General features: G+C 63.0%; 14 protein-coding genes and 1 tRNA gene. 3 read left to right on the forward strand and 12 right to left on the reverse strand.

The window, feature by feature from the left end; translation table 11 throughout:
* The first annotated feature begins 395 nt into the window (after positions 1-395).
* Both NKI46_RS10900 and NKI46_RS10905 read left to right on the forward strand, forming a co-directional pair.
* Positions 396-1,475 carry a sensor histidine kinase gene (locus tag NKI46_RS10900; RefSeq protein WP_023685214.1) on the forward strand — a complete coding sequence of 360 codons (1,080 nt, stop codon included), beginning with the start codon at positions 396-398 and terminating at the stop codon, positions 1,473-1,475.
* A 60-nt stretch (positions 1,476-1,535) separates the two neighbouring features.
* Positions 1,536-1,943, forward strand: coding sequence for a GcrA family cell cycle regulator (locus tag NKI46_RS10905; protein ID WP_352652252.1), 408 nt, complete (start codon positions 1,536-1,538; stop codon positions 1,941-1,943).
* 198 nt (positions 1,944-2,141) lie between these two features.
* Here the strand turns inward: NKI46_RS10905 and NKI46_RS10910 are convergent.
* A tRNA-Leu gene (locus NKI46_RS10910) sits at positions 2,142-2,226 on the reverse strand.
* 336 nt (positions 2,227-2,562) lie between these two features.
* On the opposite strand from NKI46_RS10910, the gene lipB reads away from it, so the two are divergent.
* Positions 2,563-3,306 (forward strand): lipoyl(octanoyl) transferase LipB, encoded by a 744-nt coding sequence (lipB, locus tag NKI46_RS10915; protein WP_023751636.1) that lies wholly within the window; start codon positions 2,563-2,565, stop codon positions 3,304-3,306.
* A 19-nt stretch (positions 3,307-3,325) separates the two neighbouring features.
* Here the strand turns inward: lipB and NKI46_RS10920 are convergent, their stop codons facing one another.
* The 11 genes from NKI46_RS10920 to nuoL all read right to left on the reverse strand — a co-directional run bounded on the left by NKI46_RS10920 (position 3,326) and on the right by nuoL (position 17,366).
* Positions 3,326-4,576, reverse strand: coding sequence for a site-2 protease family protein (locus NKI46_RS10920; protein ID WP_352562496.1), 1,251 nt, complete (start codon positions 4,574-4,576; stop codon positions 3,326-3,328).
* Between the two features lie 460 nt (positions 4,577-5,036).
* Entirely contained in the window at positions 5,037-5,720 is a 684-nt protein-coding gene (locus tag NKI46_RS10925) for an ABC transporter ATP-binding protein (protein WP_023685211.1), read from the reverse strand.
* Positions 5,717-6,955, reverse strand: coding sequence for a lipoprotein-releasing ABC transporter permease subunit (locus NKI46_RS10930; RefSeq protein ID WP_031197678.1), 1,239 nt, complete (start codon positions 6,953-6,955; stop codon positions 5,717-5,719). Before NKI46_RS10930 ends, NKI46_RS10925 begins: the two co-directional genes overlap by 4 nt.
* A gap of 104 nt (positions 6,956-7,059) precedes the next feature.
* Positions 7,060-8,388, reverse strand: a complete 1,329-nt coding sequence (gene proS / locus NKI46_RS10935; protein ID WP_023714314.1) for a proline--tRNA ligase — start codon at positions 8,386-8,388, stop codon at positions 7,060-7,062.
* 728 nt (positions 8,389-9,116) lie between these two features.
* A complete protein-coding gene (locus tag NKI46_RS10940; protein WP_023823104.1) occupies positions 9,117-9,401 on the reverse strand; it encodes a DUF1467 family protein in 285 nt (94 codons plus the stop codon).
* The gene (gene mce, locus NKI46_RS10945) at positions 9,398-9,802 is read right to left on the reverse strand and encodes a methylmalonyl-CoA epimerase (protein ID WP_023739140.1); all 405 of its coding nucleotides are present in this window, start codon (positions 9,800-9,802) and stop codon (positions 9,398-9,400) included. Before mce ends, NKI46_RS10940 begins: the two co-directional genes overlap by 4 nt.
* A 97-nt stretch (positions 9,803-9,899) precedes the next feature.
* Positions 9,900-11,573: a ribonuclease J gene (locus NKI46_RS10950; RefSeq protein ID WP_023690300.1), complete on the reverse strand. Its 1,674-nt coding sequence runs from the start codon at positions 11,571-11,573 to the stop codon at positions 9,900-9,902.
* 33 nt (positions 11,574-11,606) lie between these two features.
* Entirely contained in the window at positions 11,607-12,428 is an 822-nt protein-coding gene (locus tag NKI46_RS10955) for a biotin--[acetyl-CoA-carboxylase] ligase (protein WP_352746148.1), read from the reverse strand.
* A gap of 4 nt (positions 12,429-12,432) precedes the next feature.
* Positions 12,433-13,869, reverse strand: a complete 1,437-nt coding sequence (gene nuoN, locus NKI46_RS10960) for an NADH-quinone oxidoreductase subunit NuoN (protein ID WP_023706136.1) — start codon at positions 13,867-13,869, stop codon at positions 12,433-12,435.
* A gap of 18 nt (positions 13,870-13,887) precedes the next feature.
* Entirely contained in the window at positions 13,888-15,393 is a 1,506-nt protein-coding gene (locus NKI46_RS10965) for an NADH-quinone oxidoreductase subunit M (protein WP_023670808.1), read from the reverse strand.
* Positions 15,393-17,366: an NADH-quinone oxidoreductase subunit L gene (nuoL, locus tag NKI46_RS10970; RefSeq protein ID WP_023746862.1), complete on the reverse strand. Its 1,974-nt coding sequence runs from the start codon at positions 17,364-17,366 to the stop codon at positions 15,393-15,395. The genes NKI46_RS10965 and nuoL overlap by 1 nt, the downstream gene beginning before the upstream one ends.
* Positions 17,367-17,368 lie beyond the last annotated feature (2 nt).

Below are 17,368 nucleotides of genomic sequence, written 5' to 3' on the forward strand. Positions count from 1 at the left end.
ACCTCTTCCTCTAAAGCCGCGGGCTGGTGGCAATGCTCCGCCGTCTGCCGGCCGCATAGCGATCGGCGGAGCAACTCCCTCATCGGGAGCCGACTTGCTTGGCAACGAGAGCACTGATCTCAACTCAGGAGGCGAAGGCCGCCAAGGCTTGCGAGCAGTACCGAGATCCCATTCAAAGCGTAATTCTACAAATTCCATAGACATTTCTTTTCAAAGTTCGGCGGCCCTGAGAAAAATGCCTTCTGTCCAATTCGTTCGTGAGCGGCAGGCGGTGGAGCGCTGCGCGACGCGGCCCGCACCAGTAGTGACGCTGTCGTATCCCCTTCGATATTGGAGATGGCGGGTGAATTGCATGCCTGATATTGATGGCTTCCACGCATCACGCAGGCGCCGAGATGACAGACTCCGATAAGGCTGACGCTGTCGAGCAATTGCTCGATACGCCTGACCTCGCCACCGCGCTGGAAAGCGACCAGTTCAAGAAATTTCTCGACCAGATGCCGATCGCGATCGCCGTCTCGGAATTGATCGCGAAGGAACGTGTCGTCTACGCCAATCCCGAATTCGAGAAGCTCTCGGACCTCAAGGCGCCGAAGCTTGCGCGGGAAAACTGGGCGGCCCTTTCCGGCAGGGGGCTTCATCGGCAGAAGGACAGGCCGCTCGCCGAGGCTGTCGTTGAAGACACCGATTTCGTCGGCACATTTCGTCTTGAGCGCGGCGAGGACAAGCCGGCAATCGTCGACGTTTATTCCAACGTTATCGAGGACGACAACGGCAAGCTCTGCTTCCGGCTGGTGGCGCTTGTCGACGTCACGGCACACGGTGAGACCGAGGACGCGCGACCCGCGGAGGAGCTCATCCGGGAGAAGGACACCCTGTTGCGCGAACTGCAGCACCGGGTGAAAAACAATCTGCAGATGATCACCGCTTTGATCCGGATGGAAACCCGCAACGCCACCGAACCGGACCAGAAGCGTTTCGAAAGGCTTGCCGGCCGGGTAGACGCATTGGCAATCCTCTACCAGACATTGTCGGCTGACCAGCAGAAGGATGAGGTGGATCTTGGCGTGTATCTTAGCCAGATCGCGTCCGCCGTCATGGCGTCGCACGCAGTCGAAGGTATCCGCCTCGACCTTAAGGTGGATACCTATCCGGTATCCATCAACGTTGCCATGCCGACAGGCCTGGTCGTCAATGAGTTGCTGACCAACGCTCTCAAACATGCATTCGTCGGGCGCGATGGCGGCACGATCACGCTGCACAGCGTCGTCAGCGGCGATGGTTGCCGGGTGACTGTCGCCGATGATGGGATCGGTCTGCCGACGGGTGAGACCTGGCCCAGGCCAGGCAAGCTCGGCTCCCTGATCGCGCGGTCGCTGACCGAAAATGCCAAGGCGCAATTCGACGTCAAGTCGAGTGCCGGCGAGGGAACCAGGGTCACCATCGTCTTCAAGCGATCGGCGGCGACGGACTGAGGCTATGCGACGGCGCGCCGGCAAATCCCGGCCGGACAGGTGCTTCGGGCGCTCGCGGGTGTGGCCTTAAGTCGCAAACGATTTGGCTGCAGAAGCGGGGCGCCGGGCTTCTTTGACGGTGCGATCAGCGCCATATGTGGTCCACAGCCCTCCAAAACGAGAGAAGCTCGCTCCGGCGGGTCGCACCGCGGCCGTCAGCCGGCAATGGCTATGAACCAGGAAACTGAAACCATCATGCGTGAAAATATCAGACCAGCGTCTAGAGACGTCCCCCTCATTCAGCTAGGCCTCAACCAGTGCCGCTTCCCGGTGAGCGAAGACCGCTCGGTACCCGGTGGCTACCGTTTTTGTGCCGGGCCGACGTCGCCGGATCGCGTCTACTGCGATCACCACCACACCGTCGTGACGGCCGTTGACCCTCGTCGAGCCCGTCCGGGTCTCCATTTCACGCAACGACGCGCCGCTTAGGTCACCCACATCCCCTGCCCGCCACCGCCAAAGCCGGGACTCGGGTGCAGGAGGCTGGCCGGTGCGAGCCAAGCGGCGTTCGCGTGCGGCTCTGCGACCTCTTGTTGCAACTCTGTTGCGGCCGGTTCAAGCGCCAAAGGCGATGATTTGGCGCCGACGGCCTGAGAAGTCGCAATGATTTCAATGGCCGAAAAATTATGGTGCGGTCGAGAAGACTCGAACTTCCACGGGTTGCCCCACAGCGACCTCAACGCTGCGCGTCTACCAATTCCGCCACGACCGCCCGTGGTAGGAGCCGGAACGAACCGGCTCGCGGCGTGTAGCAAATCGTTTCCGGCGAAACAAGGGCGCGGCGCGCAATAATCGCCGCGAATTGGCATATCGGCCTCTACAGCGCCTCGCGTCCTGTGCGACGCGCAAAGGACGCTGCAGCACTTTGATTTGGCGCATGATCCTTTCCGAAGATCGTTCCTATCTTCGGGGTCGTGCGCGAAGGCCGAAATGCGTGGCGAACTGGACGTTTCAGCCGGATACCGCCATATGAAGGGCAAATGCATTCCGCCCCAAGGCGCAAGGCGATTCGGAAGCCGGCATGCATCACGCGAAAAACGAAAAAGCCATGACCGAACGCAGCCAGATCGCCACGTCGTTCCTGCCCTTGCCCGGGTCAGCGCCGGTCGAATGGCGCATCGAGCCTGGCTTGACCGGCTACACCGATGCGCTGGCCCTGATGGAAGCGCGCGCCGAGGCGATCCGCACGGGTGCGGCCGCCGAGATGGTCTGGCTGGTCGAGCATCCGCCGCTTTACACCGCCGGCACCAGCGCCCGCATCGAGGACCTGATCGACCCCGACCGTTTCCCGGTCTTTGCCGCGGGGCGCGGCGGCGAATACACCTATCACGGGCCGGGGCAGCGGGTTGCCTATGTCATGCTTGACCTGAAGCGCCGGCGTGAGGATGTGCGCGCCTTCGTCGCCGCGCTCGAGCAGTGGATCATCGGCACGCTTGCCGCCTTCAATGTACGCGGCGAACGCCGCGAGGACCGCGTCGGAGTCTGGGTGGTGCGGCCCGAGCGCCCGTCCCTGCCCGACGGCTCGCCGGCTGAAGACAAGATCGCGGCCATCGGCATCCGGCTGCGGCGCTGGGTGAGCTTTCATGGCATTGCCGTCAATGTCGAGCCGGATCTCAGCCATTTCAGCGGCATCGTGCCATGCGGCGTGCCGGATCACGGCGTCACCAGCCTCGTCGACCTCGGCCTGCCCGTGACCATGGCCGATTTCGACCTGGCGCTGAAATCCGCCTTCGAGGATGTTTTCGGGGCAGCGGAGTCAACTTCTGCAGAACCGGCTCGCAAGGCCGGCTGAGTCTCGCCTCGACCAACGCTCAAAGCAACCGCGCCGAGGCCCACAACAGCCCGAAACCGTGAATGGCGAAGACGGCCAGCAGCGCGCCGGCCATGGCGAAACGGTCGAAGATGCGGATCGGCTTCAATTCGTGGCGCGGTTTTACCCCGCTACCCACTGTCATCAGGCTGAGGATGGCAAAGACGGCGCCCGCCACCAGCAGAAAGGTTTGGGAAAAGCCGGCCAGCCAGCCAAGCCACAGCAAGGCCGAGAGCAGGGAAAACGAGGCGAGCGCCAGGGCGACCGGCCCCGGGCAGATCTGGCGCAGTACCTGGCCGCCGTCGAATTTCCAAACCGGCACCAGATTGGCGATGTTGAACAATGCGGCAAAGCCGGCAAGCGTCGCCAGAAGGGCCGCGGCAAGCCGATGTCCCTCGCCGGATGCGAGCCCGCTGGCGACGATCAGCAGCGGAACCAGGAACGCGGAAAAGCCGGCGCCCATCAGCGCCACGAAGGCGACCTCGAAGCGGCTGTCATAAGGCCGGCCACCAATGGCGAGGCCGCCGAGCAGCGGGATAAAGATCATCCGCGCCTTGCGATGACCGGTCAGCCGAAAGGCCGCCATGTGGCCGAGCTCATGCAGGGCGACCACCGAGGTCAGGATCGCGGCCAGCGCCAGGCCGCCGAGATTGAGCCCGAAGAACGGCCACAGGATGAAAGCCGAAAGAACGGCGAAACCGACCTGGCTCAGCGGATGCTCGAACCAACCGCCCTTGCGATATTGTCCGGTCCTCGCCCAGACCTCCAGCTTGCCGAGCTCGCGGCGCATGGCGAAGTAGCGGAACACCAAGAAGGCGACGCCGCGATAGCGATCGGTCTGGCTGAGCGTCACCCGCGTGCCGGCACCTTCCGAGGTGAGTTCAGTGGTCTCATAAAAATCCTTCCAGAACGACGCGTCGAGCGCGGTATCCTCGATGACCCGCATCGAAAAACGACTGCCTTCGACGACGTCCTCGAAGCGCGACCTTCGCTCGATCGGCTGGCCGTCCCGGCCCTCCCAGGACAGCAGGATGCGGGCCGTGCCCTGCCCGTCCAGCGGCTGGGCCGAGAGTATCTCGCCGGACCAGCCGGCATCGCTGCCGAGCGGCCACAGCGCCTGCCAGAGGCGCTGCCGGTCCATTGCGACCACGCGGCTGAGCCTCACCGTGCGCAAACCGAGCGGCGCAGTCATCAGAAGGAAAATCAGTCCGAGATTACCGGCCACGAGAAGGGCCGTCACGATCGGCGACACCTGAGGTTTTTGCTCCCTGTCTTGGCGGGGCAGCCTAGCGTCATGGCGGCAAGAAAGGCTTAACGGCACAGCGCCTTCCTGCCCGCCTAAAACAGTGCGGCGAACCGCAGTTGCATCACATGGCGCCGATCCAGACAGCCATGGAAACCAGAAACGCACTCATGCACACCAACGAAACGACGTCCTGAACAAGATCGCTCATAACTCTCTCCTGTTGTTGATATGTTCGTATTTTGTTCTAACTTTGTTCGAAAGTCAATGGGCGGAAAGCGGCATGCCGACGAATCCTGACAGCCGGTTTGGGCAGGGTTAAGGAAAGGTTGACGGGGTGACGGCAGTGCTGACGCAGGGCGCATCGCATGCCTTTGCGATCGGGACACGCACCAATCACTTCGTGATCCTAGGGCGGAGCAAGGAGCGCAGCGACGCGGCGCAGACCCTAGGATGACGAAGTTGGGGCCTACAACGGAACGACCTTGCCATCCGCCAACGTCACCCGGCGGTCCATGCGCGAGGCGAGTTCGTGATTGTGGGTCGCGATCAGCGCGGCAAGGCCGGACTGCTTGACCAGCGCGCCAAGCGCCTCGAAGACATAGGAGGCGGTGACCGGGTCGAGATTGCCGGTCGGCTCGTCGGCGAGCAGCAGCAATGGCGCATTGGCGACCGCGCGGGCAATGGCGACGCGCTGCTGCTCGCCGCCGGACAGTTCCGACGGCCGGTGCGACGCGCGCTTGCCGATCTGCATATAGTCGAGCAGCTGTGCTGCGCGCTCCGACGCCTCCTTGCGCGAAAGCCCTTTGATCAGCTGCGGCATCATGATGTTTTCCAGTGCCGAAAACTCCGGCAGCAGATGATGGAACTGATAGACGAAGCCGACATCGTTGCGGCGGATCGCCGTGCGTTCGTCGTCGGAGAGCCGTCCGCAGGCGCGGCCGGCCAGAATGACGTCACCGGCGTCGGGGCGCTCGAGCAGGCCCGCCGTGTGCAGCAGCGTCGACTTGCCGGTGCCCGACGGCGCCACCAGCGCCACCATCTCGCCGCGCTTCAGCGAAAAGTCGGCGCCGTTCAAAATGGTGAGCTTGCGCGGCCCCTGGACATAGTGCCGCTCGACGCTCTTCAGCTCGATAATGATCTCGGACTTCATTCGTATCTCAAGGCCTCGACCGGATCGAGCCGTGCGGCGCGCCATGCCGGAAACACCGTTGCTAGGAAGGACAGGCCGAGCGCCATCAGGATGACATAGGTGGTCTCGCGCGGGTCCATCTTTGCCGGCAGCTGGCTGAGGAAATAGAGCTCCGGGTTGAACAGCACCTTGCCGGTCATCCAGGAGAAGAACTGGCGGATCGATTCGATGTTGGTGCAGATGAGCACCCCGAGCAGCACGCCGGCCAGCGTGCCGGTGACGCCGATCGCAGCACCCGTCATCAGGAAGATGCGCAGGATGGCGCCGCGCGAGGCGCCCATTGTGCGCAGGATGGCGATATCGTGGCCCTTGTCCTTCACCAGCATGATCAGGCCGGAGATGATGTTGAGCGCCGCCACCAGCACGATCAGCGTCAGGATCATGAACATGACGTTGCGCTCGACCTGCAGTGCTGAAAAGAACGTCTCGTTGCGCTGGCGCCAGTCGACCATGTCGATCGGCCGTTGCGCCGCCGCATCGACCAGCGGTTTCAGCGCGTCGACATTATCGGGATTGTCGACATAGATCTCGATCGTCTGCGCCCTGCCGTCCATGTTGAAATAGAGCTGCGCTTCGGAAAACGGCATGTAGACGATGGAGCTGTCATACTCCGACATGCCGACCTCGAAGATCGCCGCCACCTTGTAGCCCTTCAGCCGCGGCGTCGTGCCCATGGGCGTCACATCGCCGTCCGGCGAGATCAGCGTGATGGTGTCGCCGAGCACAAGGCCGAGATTCTCCGCCATGCGCTTGCCGATAGCGACGCCCTCGCCGGAGTCGAAGCCGTCAAGCGTGCCTTGCTTGACGTTTTGGGCGACGATGGCGATCTTGCCGAGGTCTTCGGCCCTGATACCGCGCACCAGCGCGCCCATGCCGCCGCCGACATTGCCTTGCGCCAGCACCTGGCCGTCGATCAGCGGTATCGCGTATTTGACGCCGGCCACGCCGTTGATGCGGGCGGCGACCTGCGCATAGTCCTCAAGCGGCGAATCCAGCGGCTGCACGATCAGATGGCCGTTGACGCCGAGGATGCGGGTCAGAAGTTCGGCTCGAAACCCGTTCATGACAGCCATGACGACGATCAGCGTGGCGACGCCCAGCATGACGCCGAGGAAGGAGATCGAGGCGATGACCGAGATCACCGTCTCCTTGCGGCGCGACCGCAAATAACGCCAGGCGACCATGCGTTCGAACATGGAGAACGGGCCGGCGACCGGAGACTTGGTGACCGGAGACTTGGCGACCGGAGACTTGCCAACCGGAGACTGGGCTACCGAAGACTTCGCTGCCGCGGCTTCGCTCATACGGTTGCACCGAAGCGTTTCCTGGCCTCCGCGACCGGCAGCGTCTCGCGCTCGCCGGTCCGGCGGTTCTTGATCTCGATCTCGCCGGCGGCCACGCCGCGCGGCCCGACGATCACCTGCCAGGGCAGGCCGATCAGGTCTGCGGTGGCGAACTTGCCGCCCGGCCGCTGGTCGGTGTCATCGTAAAGCACATCCTTGCCGGCGCTGGTGAAGGCGGCGTAGAGCTCGCCGCAGACGCGGTCGCACTCGGCGTCGCCGGCCTTCATGTTGATCAGGCCGATGTCGAACGGCGTCACCGCTTCCGGCCAGATGATGCCGTTATCGTCATGGCTGGCCTCGATGATCGCTGCGACCAGCCGCGACGGACCGATACCGTAGGAGCCGCCGGAAACGAAATGATCCTTGCCGTCGGGCCCGGTCACCTTGGCGCCCATGGGCTTGGAATATTTGTCGCCGAAATGAAAGATGTGGCCGACCTCGATGCCGCGCGCCGAGACCCGGTCGGCCTCGCCAAGCTTGTCCCAGGCCGCCTCGTCATGCATCTCGTCGGTGGCGGCGTAAGGCATCGTCCACGTCTTGACGATGTCGGCGATCTCGCCGTCATTGCCGAAGTCGGTTTTCTCGCCGGGCACCTGCAGCGACAGATATTCGCGGTCGCAATAGACCTGGCTCTCGCCGGTGTCGGCCAGGATGATGAATTCATGGCTGAGATCGCCGCCGATCGGCCCGGTGTCGGCCCGCATCGGAATGGCCTGCAGCCCCATGCGCGTGAACGTTCGGAGATAGGATACGAACATGCGGTTATAGGCGGCCTTCGCGCCCTCGAAATCGAGGTCGAAGGAATAGGCATCCTTCATCAGGAATTCGCGCGAGCGCATGACGCCGAAGCGCGGCCGCACCTCGTCGCGGAACTTCCACTGGATGTGGTAGAGGTTTAGCGGCAAGTCCTTGTAGGACTTGACGTAGGCGCGCACGATCTCGGTGACCACTTCCTCATTGGTCGGACCATAGAGCATGTCGCGGTCCTGCCGGTCCTTGATGCGCAACATCTCCTTGCCGTAATCGTCATAGCGGCCGCTTTCGCGCCACAGATCGGCCGACTGGATGGTCGGCATCAGGATTTCCAGAGCGCCGGCGCGGTTCTGCTCCTCGCGGATGATGCGGCAGACCTTGTCGAGCACCAGCTTGCCTAGCGGCAGCCAGGAAAAGCTGCCCTGCCCCTGCTGGCGGATCATGCCGGCACGCAGCATCAGCCGGTGCGAGACGATCTCGGCCTCGCGCGGATTTTCTTTCAGGATGGGCAGGAAAAACTGCGACAAACGCATGGACAGGTCCGTGAGAGAGGAGGCTGCGCCGGAATCGGCGCGGCTGGCTTGCTTGCCCCGGCTTCATAGCTATTTCGTGACGGAATGGAAACCCGCCGGCCGCATCGGTCCGAAATCGCAAAAATCGATTCTTCTTCCAAAGACCTTCGCACCGAAAACGATAATGCTTTTGATGCAAAATGATGACCCTGACTCCGAAGTGCTCACACACGCTTTGCGCGTCCGGGCGACGCGGCACACCTGACCAGATTAAGGCGGCAGCCCCGGTGTTGTTCGTTTCGCAAGCAAAGCCTGCCGCACTATTGTGCACTGCAGCACAGATTGCCCGATTGCGGGCAAAATTCTGCGTGACAATTTCATCAGGGTTAGGCTAGTGTGCCCCGATAACCGAGAGGGTGGAGAAAAATCTGCTCTCCTACGCGGTCAAAGTCTTGGGAGGATGCGATCTAGGCGCGGTTACCCGCTGCCGCCGGAAACCGGAAAACAGATCGGAACGCGTTTAAATTGCAAGGCCTTGTGCCTTGCATTTTTTTTGCCCGATCATCTGGTTGATCAACCTGTTCCCAAATCACGTGAGCTTGCGTCAGCCTGACACCAAGGCGTGATTCTAATGCGGGTGGCCATGCCTGGCCGCCGATTGCGCATCGCAAGCTGGCGAGACAAAACCTGAGTTTGGCGCTCCGAAAACAGGCACGAACACCCCACCCGATCTGCCGGCGGGAAAGTGGTTAGTTTGCAGGTGCCTGGCTGGCTTCGGGGATGATGTGCGGGACTTCGTCGAGGCTGTAGCCCAGCCCGTGCGTCAGGCTGTAGAAAACCCCCATGACGACAGCCGTGACGATGGTGGTGCGGATCACGGCACGCAGCATATGCGGTCCGCGCGGCGCGCTCGCAACCGTGCCCAGCGTCACGTCATGGTCGTCATCCTGCGTCTTGACGCTGAACGGCAGCACGATGAACAGCATCAGCCACCAGGTGATGAAGAACAGGGCGGCAAACGAAATCCAGCTCATGCCTGCTCCAGTTCGACCAGCGTGCCGAAGAAATCCTTGGGGTGCAGGAACAGCACCGGCTTGCCGTGGGCGCCGGTTTTGGGATTGCCGTCGCCCAGCACGCGGGCGCCGCTCGCTTTGAGGTGATCGCGCGCGACAAGGATGTCGTCGACCTCGTAGCAGACATGATGCATGCCACCCGAGGGGTTCTTCGCCAGAAAGGCCGCGATCGGCGACCGTTCGCCCAGCGGCTCCAGGAGTTCGATCTTGGTGTTGCCGACATCGACGAACACCACCGTCACGCCATGCTCGGGCAAAGCCTGCGGCGCAGTCACCCGCGCGCCAAGTGTATCGCGATAGGCCGCAATCGCCGCGGCCAGGTCCGGTACGGCAAGTGCTACATGGTTCAGGCGTCCCAGCATGAAGTGCTCCACAAGTTAAGGGAGTAGGGAATAGGCAGCAGGCAGTAGTGATACATCCGCATTTTTCTCCACTGCCTACCGCCTACTGCCTATTCCCTCACCTCGTCACAAACACCGTCACCAGCGGCTTCTTGCCCCAGGCCTCGTTGGCGGCGCCGCGCACGGCGCGGCGCACCGCTTCCTGCACCAGATCGAGGTCCTTGCGGCGCTGGCGTGGGATCGAGTCGACCGCGCCGACGGCCGCGTCGAGCATCAGATCTTCCATGTTTTCGCCACGGGCATCGGCCTCGGCGACGCCGATGGCGACCAGATCGGGATCGCCGGCGAGCTCATATTTATCGTCGAGCACGACATTGACCGCGACATGGCCGGCGAAGGATAGCTTGCGCCGGTCGCGTATGCCCATCGCCTGGTCGGTGCCGATCAGCCTGCCGTCCTTGTAGATGCGGCCGAACGGCACCTGGTCGATGATCGTGGCCGGACCCGGCGCCAGCCGCAGCATGTCGCCGTCGCGCACTTGCGCCACCTGGCCGATGCCCGACGTCGACATCAGCGACCCCTGCGCCACCAGATGCGCGGCTTCGCCGTGCACGGGAACGCCGATCTGCGGCCGCACCCATTCATACATCCTGCGCAATTCGCTGCGGCGGGGATGGCCGGAGACATGCACCAGCGCGTCGCCATCCTCGATGATCTTGATGCCGAGGTCGATGAGGCGGTTCTTGATCTCGAGGATCGCCTTCTCGTTGCCGGGAATGGTGCGTGAGGAAAACACCACCGTGTCGCCGGCCGTCAGCGACACCGACTTCATCTCGTCGCGCGACAGTTTTGCCAGCGCTGCCAGCGCCTCGCCCTGGCTGCCGGTGCAGATGATGACCAGGTTCTCGCGCGGGATGAAGCCGAAATCCTCTTCGGCGATGAACTCCGGCAGCCCGTCCATGTAGCCGAGTTCGCCGGCGACATCGATGACCCGCTTCAGCGAGCGGCCGAGCACCAGGCACTGGCGGCCGGCATCGCGCGCCGCCTTGGCGATGGAGACGATGCGTCCGACATTGGAGGAGAAGGTGGTGACGGCGACACGGCCGACAGCGCTCTGGATGACGCCCCTGAGGCCTTCGCCCACCGCCACTTCCGACGGCGATTCGCCTTCGCGCAGCGCATTGGTGGAATCGCAGACCAGCGCCAGAACGCCCTTGTCACCATAGGCGCGAAACCGCGCCTCGTCGGTTTTCGGACCGATCGTCGGTTCCGGATCGATCTTCCAGTCGCCGGTATGGATGACGGTGCCGGCCGGCGAGGTGATCGCCAGCGACATCGGCTCGGGGATCGAGTGCGCCACCGGAATGGCCTCGATCGAGAACGGGCCGACAGTGAATGTTTCGCCTGCCCGGTAGATCGTCACCGGAATTTTCTTCGGCGCGCCCTGCTCGCCCTGCCGCTTGGCGTCCAGCAGTCCGGCGCTGAACGGTGTCATCCACACCGGCGCCTTCAGCTTCGGCCAGATGTCGAGCAGCGCCCCGTAATGGTCTTCATGCGCGTGGGTGATGATGATGCCGCGCAGGCCGGCGAGGTTCTCCTCGATGAAGCGCGTATCGGGCAGGATCAGGTCGACGCCAGGATGCGCCGCATCGGGAAAAGTCACGCCGACATCGACGACGATCCACTCGCGCGCGCTAGGCGGCCCATAGCCGTAAAGGGCGAAGTTCATGCCGATCTCGCCGACGCCGCCGAGCGGCACGAAGACGAGTTCGGCGTTTTGCGCTTTCGCCATCAATTTTCCCTTCCCGGCCTTTGCGGCCAGCCCCTAAATCTTTGCCGACGCGACGGCGCCGAAATGCACGTCGCCGGCGGCTACCGTCACGACCGACCCCTCATCATCGCGGATCACGAAACGGCAGTCCGCGTCAATGGTCTCGAAGGTACCGCGCACCACATTCCCGTCAATCCTGACAGCAACCTCGCCGCCAAGCCCCGCCGCGCGCGATAGCCAGCGACGCCGGATGGCGTCGAGCCCGCGTCCGTCATCCCACAGCCGGGCATTGTCGGTCCAGGCATCGGACAGCGCCAAGAACAGCGTTTCGGCGTCGCATGTCGCGCCCAGCGCCTGAAGCGATGTCGCCGGATACGGCAAATCCGGCGGATGCGCCACCACATTGACGCCGATGCCCACCGCCACCGCGAAACGGCCGCCATCGAGAATGGCCGATTCCAGCAGGATGCCGGCCAGCTTGGCGCCGGAGGCCAGCACATCGTTCGGCCATTTCAGCTCGAAGCGGTTCTGCCCATGGCTGGCGCCGTCGAGGCCGATAGCGATCCTGCCCTTCGGCACCACGGCGTCGAGCGCGTCGGCCAGCGACAGGCCGGCGACGAAGCCCAGCGTCGCCGCCAGACGCAACTCACCGCCGGTGATGACCAGCAATGTCGCCGCCAGATTGCCCTCGGGCGATACCCAGGCCCTGCCGCGGCGGCCACGGCCGCTTTCCTGCTTCTTGGAAACGACCCACAATTTGCCGGGACCGCCTGCCCTTGCATGGTCCAGCGCCAGCGTGTTGGTGGAACCCACACTGTCATGCGCCTCGAGCCGGAACCCTTCCGTCTCAGAGGTTGGAGCCAGCCGAAATGCCATCCGGTCAGAAAAATGTCTTGGCGGCGGCTTCGGCGTAGGTCGCGATCGGACCGCCGATCAGCACATAGAACAGCACGAAAGCGCCGGAGACACCAAGCACGAGGCGCAGCTCAACCGCCATCGGAACGAAGCCACCGGCCGGTTCGTCGAACCACATGATCTTGATGATACGCAGATAGTAGAAAGCGCCCACGACGGAGGCCAGCACGCCGATGATCGCCAGCGCATAGAGGTTGGCGTTGATGGCGGCGAGGAACACGTACCATTTCCCCCAGAAGCCGGCGAGCGGCGGGATGCCGGCCAGCGAGAACATCAGGATGGTCAGGATCGTCGCCATGATCGGGTTGGTCGACGACAGACCGGCGAGATCGCTGATCTGCTCGACATTGCCTTCCTTGCGCCGCATGGCGAGGATGAAGGCGAAGGTGCCGAGCGTCATGACGAGATAGATCAGCATGTAGATGGCGACGCCGCGCACGCCGGCCTGGCTGTTGGCGGCAAGGCCGACCAGCGCGTAGCCCATATGGCCGATCGAGGAGTACGCCATCAGCCGCTTGATGTTGGTCTGGCCGATGGCGGCAAAGGAGCCGAGCGCCATCGAGGCGATCGAGATGAAGACGATGATCTGCTGCCAGTCGGAAGCGATCGGCTTGAAGGCGCCCATGGTGACGCGCACGATCAGCGCCATCGCCGCCATTTTGGGGGCGGCCGCCAGGAAAGCGGTGACCGGCGTCGGTGCGCCCTCGTAGACATCGGGCGTCCACATATGGAACGGCACCGCCGAAATCTTGAAGGCAAGGCCGGCCAAAACGAAGACCAGGCCGACGACGAGGCCGAGCTGGCGCTCACCGCTGCCAAGCGCCGAGGCGATTTCCTGGAAGCCGACATTGCCGGTGTAGCCGTAAATGAGGCTGATGCCGTAAAGCAGCATGCCCGACGACAGCGCGCCCAGCACAAAATACTTCAAACCGGCCTCGGTCGAACGCAGATTGTCGCGATTGATCGCCGCCAGCACGTAGATCGCCAGCGACTGCAGCTCGAGGCCGAGATAGAGCCCGATCATGCCGTTGGCCGAGATCATCAGCATCATACCGAGCGTGCAGAGCAGGATCAGCACCGGGTATTCGAACTTGTCGAAATGCTCCTGCCTGGCGAAGCGCATCGACATCACCAGCGTCACCGCCGAACCGATCAGCGACAGCACCTTCATGAAGCGGGAGAACGGATCCTGGATGAAGGCGTTGCCATAGGCTGCGCCCTGCCCCGTGGGAAAGATCAGCCATAGGCCTGCGATCACCAGCACGGCGACGGCAAGGACAGTCACCAGAATGGCAGTGTTGGCGCGCGAATAGGCGCCGACCATCAACAGCGCCAGCGCGCCGATGGCGAGGATCAGCTCCGGCGTCGAGAGCGAAAGGCTGGAATAAAGGTCCGGCGTCATGGTTCGCAAAACCTCTGGTCAGTTCGCCGCCGCGGTCTGCGCGGCGCCGATGGATGCGGTGACATTGGTGACGAGCGCCTTGACCGACTGGGCCGTGGCATCGAAGACGGGAGCGGGATAGACGCCGAAGAAGATGACCAGCACGACCAGCGGGTAGATGATCGCCTTCTCGCGCGTCGACAGATCGAGCAGGCCCTTCAGGCTTTCCTTGGTCAGCGCGCCGAAGATCACCCGGCGGTAGAGCCAGAGCGCGTAGGCCGCCGACAGGATGACGCCGGTGGCGGCGAAGAACGCCACCCAGGTGTTGACCCGGAACACGCCGAGCATGGTCAGGAACTCGCCAACGAAGCCTGACGTGCCCGGCAAGCCGACATTGGCCATGGTGAAGATCAGGAACACCGTGGCGTATTTCGGCATGTTGTTGACCAAGCCGCCATAGGCGTCGATCTCGCGTGTGTGCATGCGGTCGTAAATGACGCCGACGCACAGGAACAGCGCGCCCGAGACGAGGCCGTGGCTCAGCATCTGGAAGATCGCGCCCTGCACGCCTTCCTGGTTCATGGCGAAGATGCCCATGGTGACGAAGCCCATATGGGCGACGGAGGAATAGGCGATGAGCTTCTTCATGTCCTCCTGCATCAGCGCCACCAGCGAGGTGTAGATGATGGCGACGACCGACAGCGTGAACACCAGCGGTGCGAACATTTCCGACGCCAGCGGGAACATCGGCAGGGAGAAGCGCAGGAAGCCGTACCCGCCCATTTTCAACAGTATGCCCGCCAGGATCACCGAGCCCGCCGTCGGCGCTTCGACGTGCGCATCGGGCAGCCAGGTGTGCACCGGCCACATCGGCATCTTCACCGCGAAGGAGGCGAAGAAGGCTAGAAATAGCCATGTCTGCATGTGGGCCGGGAAGTTGTGCGTCAACAGCGTCGGGATGTCGGTGGTGCCCGCCTGGAAGAACATCGCCATGATGGCGAGCAGCATCAGCACCGAGCCGGCCAGCGTGTAGAGGAAGAACTTGAACGAGGCATAGACGCGGCGCTTGCCGCCCCAGACGCCGATGATGATGAACATCGGGATCAGGCCGGCCTCGAAGAAGACGTAGAACAGCACGATGTCGAGCGCGCAGAACACGCCGATCATCAGCGTTTCCAAGAGCAGGAAGGCAATCATGTAGGCCTTGACGCGCTTGTCGATCGCTTCCCACGACGCCAGGATGCAGAGCGGCATCAGGAACGTCGTCAGGATGACGAACAGCATCGAAATGCCGTCGACCCCCATATGGTAGGAGATGCCGGAATCCAGCCAGGCAAATTTCTCGACGAACTGGAAGCCGGCCTGCGAATTGTCGAAGCCGGTCCAGATGAACAGCGAGATGATGAAGGTGGCTGCCGTCGTCGTGAACGCGATGGCGCGGATGTTGCGACGCGCATTCGGGCTGTCATCCCTGATGAACAGGATCAGCAGCACACCTACAAGCGGCAGGAAGGTGACCAGCGAGAGGATTGGCCAGGCGGTCATCAGAGCATCATCCAGGTGACGAGTGCGGCCACGCCGATCAGCATGGCGAAGGCATAGTGATAGAGATAGCCGGTCTGTAGCTTGACGACGCGGTCGGTGACATCGACGACACGCGCCGAAATGCCGTCAGGGCCGAGCCCGTCGATGATGGTGCCGTCGCCGGTCTTCCACAAGAACCTGCCCAGCGCCTTTGCCGGCCGCACGAACAGGACGTCGTAGAGCTCGTCGAAGTACCATTTGTTGAGCAGGAAGGCATAGAGCAGCCGATGGTTGGCGGCGACGCTCCGGGGCAGTTCCGGCGAGCGGATGTAGAACTTCCAGGCGACGGCAAAGCCGATGATCATGGCGACGAACGGTGCCAGCTCGACCCACAGCGGCAATTCGTGGATATCGTGCAGGATGTGGTTGTCCGGCAGCGTGAACAGCGAGGCCTTCCAGAATTCGGTATAGCCTTCGCCGATGAAGGCACCATGGAAGATAACGCCGGCAAACAGCGCGCCCGCGGCCAGGATGAACAGCGGCACCAGCATCACCGGCGGCGATTCATGGACATGGTGCATGACGTCGTGGCTCGCCCGCGGCTCGCCGTGGAAGGTCATGAAGATCAGCCGCCAGGAGTAGAAGGAGGTGAAGCAGGCGGCGATGACCAGCAGGACAAAAGCGAGGCCGGCGACCGAATTGTGGCCGGCAAAGGCAGCCTCGATGATGGCATCCTTGGAGAAGAAGCCGGCGGTGCCGATGACGGTCACCGGAATGCCGACGCCGGTCAGCGCCAGCGTGCCGATCACCATCATCCAGTAGGTCTTCGGAATGAGCTTCCGCAGGCCACCCATCTTGCGCATGTCCTGCTCGTCGGAGACGGCATGGATGACCGAGCCGGAGCCCAGGAACAGCAGCGCCTTGAAGAAGGCATGCGTGAACAAATGGAAGATCGCCGCGCCATAGGCGCCGACGCCGAGCGCGACGAACATGTAGCCGAGCTGCGAGCAGGTCGAATAGGCGATGACGCGCTTGATGTCGTTCTGAACCAGGCCGACGGTCGCCGCGAAGAAGGCGGTGAAGGCGCCGATGAAGGTCACCACCGTGAGCGCCGAATGCGACAGTTCGAAGAGCGGCGACAGCCGCGCCAGCATGAACACGCCGGCCGTCACCATGGTGGCGGCATGGATCAGCGCGGAAACCGGCGTCGGGCCTTCCATCGCGTCCGGCAGCCAGGTGTGCAGCGGCACCTGCGCCGACTTGCCCATGGCGCCCATGAACAGCAGCAGGCAGACGATGGTCATGGCCGCCTGCTTGTCCAGCGCATAGCCGAGGAAGGTCAGCACGGCGGCCCCTTGCGGCGCGCCTTCAGCCGGAATGAACGTCGCGGCATTGGCGAAGATGGTGCCGAGATTGACCGAGCCGAACAAAACGAAGACGCCGAAAATGCCGAGCGCGAAGCCGAAATCGCCGACGCGGTTGACGACGAAGGCCTTGATGGCAGCGGCATTGGCCGACGGCTTCTTGTACCAGAAGCCGATCAGCAAATAGGACGCGAGACCCACCCCTTCCCAGCCGAAGAACATCTGCACCAGATTGTCCGCCGTCACCAGCATCAGCATGGCGAAGGTGAACAGCGACAGATAGGCGAAGAAGCGCGGCCGGTTCGGATCGTGGTGCATGTAGCCGATCGAATAGATGTGGACCAGCGCCGACACCGTGTTGACCACCACCAGCATGACCACCGTCAGCGTATCGATCCTGAGCGCCCAGGACGCGTCCAAGCCGCCGGATTGGATCCAGCGCAGTACCGGCACGGTGAACACCTCGCCTTCGCCGAAGCCGACGGAGAAGAAGGCGACCCAGGACAGCACGGCCGAGATCACCAGGAAGCCCGAGGTGATGTATTCCGATGCCTTGGCGCCCAGCGAATTGCCGAACAGACCGACGATCAGGAAGCCGAGCAGCGGAAGGAAGACGATCGCTTGATACATGT

Origin of the sequence: Mesorhizobium sp. M0615, assembly GCF_040320805.1 — a bacterium.
Lineage (GTDB): Bacteria > Pseudomonadota > Alphaproteobacteria > Rhizobiales > Rhizobiaceae > Mesorhizobium.

What these genes read in the sequence shown, in the direction of transcription:
- NKI46_RS10900 (WP_023685214.1), top strand. Translation starts at nt 396, where the DNA reads ATGACAGACTCCGATAAGGCTGACGCTGTCGAGCAATTGCTCGATACG.
- lipB (WP_023751636.1), top strand. Translation starts at nt 2,563, where the DNA reads ATGACCGAACGCAGCCAGATCGCCACGTCGTTCCTGCCCTTGCCCGGG.
- NKI46_RS10925 (WP_023685211.1), bottom strand. Translation starts at nt 5,720, where the DNA reads ATGAAGTCCGAGATCATTATCGAGCTGAAGAGCGTCGAGCGGCACTAT.
- NKI46_RS10930 (WP_031197678.1), bottom strand. Translation starts at nt 6,955, where the DNA reads ATGTTCGAACGCATGGTCGCCTGGCGTTATTTGCGGTCGCGCCGCAAG.
- proS (WP_023714314.1), bottom strand. Translation starts at nt 8,388, where the DNA reads ATGCGTTTGTCGCAGTTTTTCCTGCCCATCCTGAAAGAAAATCCGCGC.
- NKI46_RS10940 (WP_023823104.1), bottom strand. Translation starts at nt 9,401, where the DNA reads ATGAGCTGGATTTCGTTTGCCGCCCTGTTCTTCATCACCTGGTGGCTG.
- mce (WP_023739140.1), bottom strand. Translation starts at nt 9,802, where the DNA reads ATGCTGGGACGCCTGAACCATGTAGCACTTGCCGTACCGGACCTGGCC.
- NKI46_RS10950 (WP_023690300.1), bottom strand. Translation starts at nt 11,573, where the DNA reads ATGGCGAAAGCGCAAAACGCCGAACTCGTCTTCGTGCCGCTCGGCGGC.
- NKI46_RS10955 (WP_352746148.1), bottom strand. Translation starts at nt 12,428, where the DNA reads ATGGCATTTCGGCTGGCTCCAACCTCTGAGACGGAAGGGTTCCGGCTC.
- nuoN (WP_023706136.1), bottom strand. Translation starts at nt 13,869, where the DNA reads ATGACGCCGGACCTTTATTCCAGCCTTTCGCTCTCGACGCCGGAGCTG.
- NKI46_RS10965 (WP_023670808.1), bottom strand. Translation starts at nt 15,393, where the DNA reads ATGACCGCCTGGCCAATCCTCTCGCTGGTCACCTTCCTGCCGCTTGTA.
- nuoL (WP_023746862.1), bottom strand. Translation starts at nt 17,366, where the DNA reads ATGTATCAAGCGATCGTCTTCCTTCCGCTGCTCGGCTTCCTGATCGTC.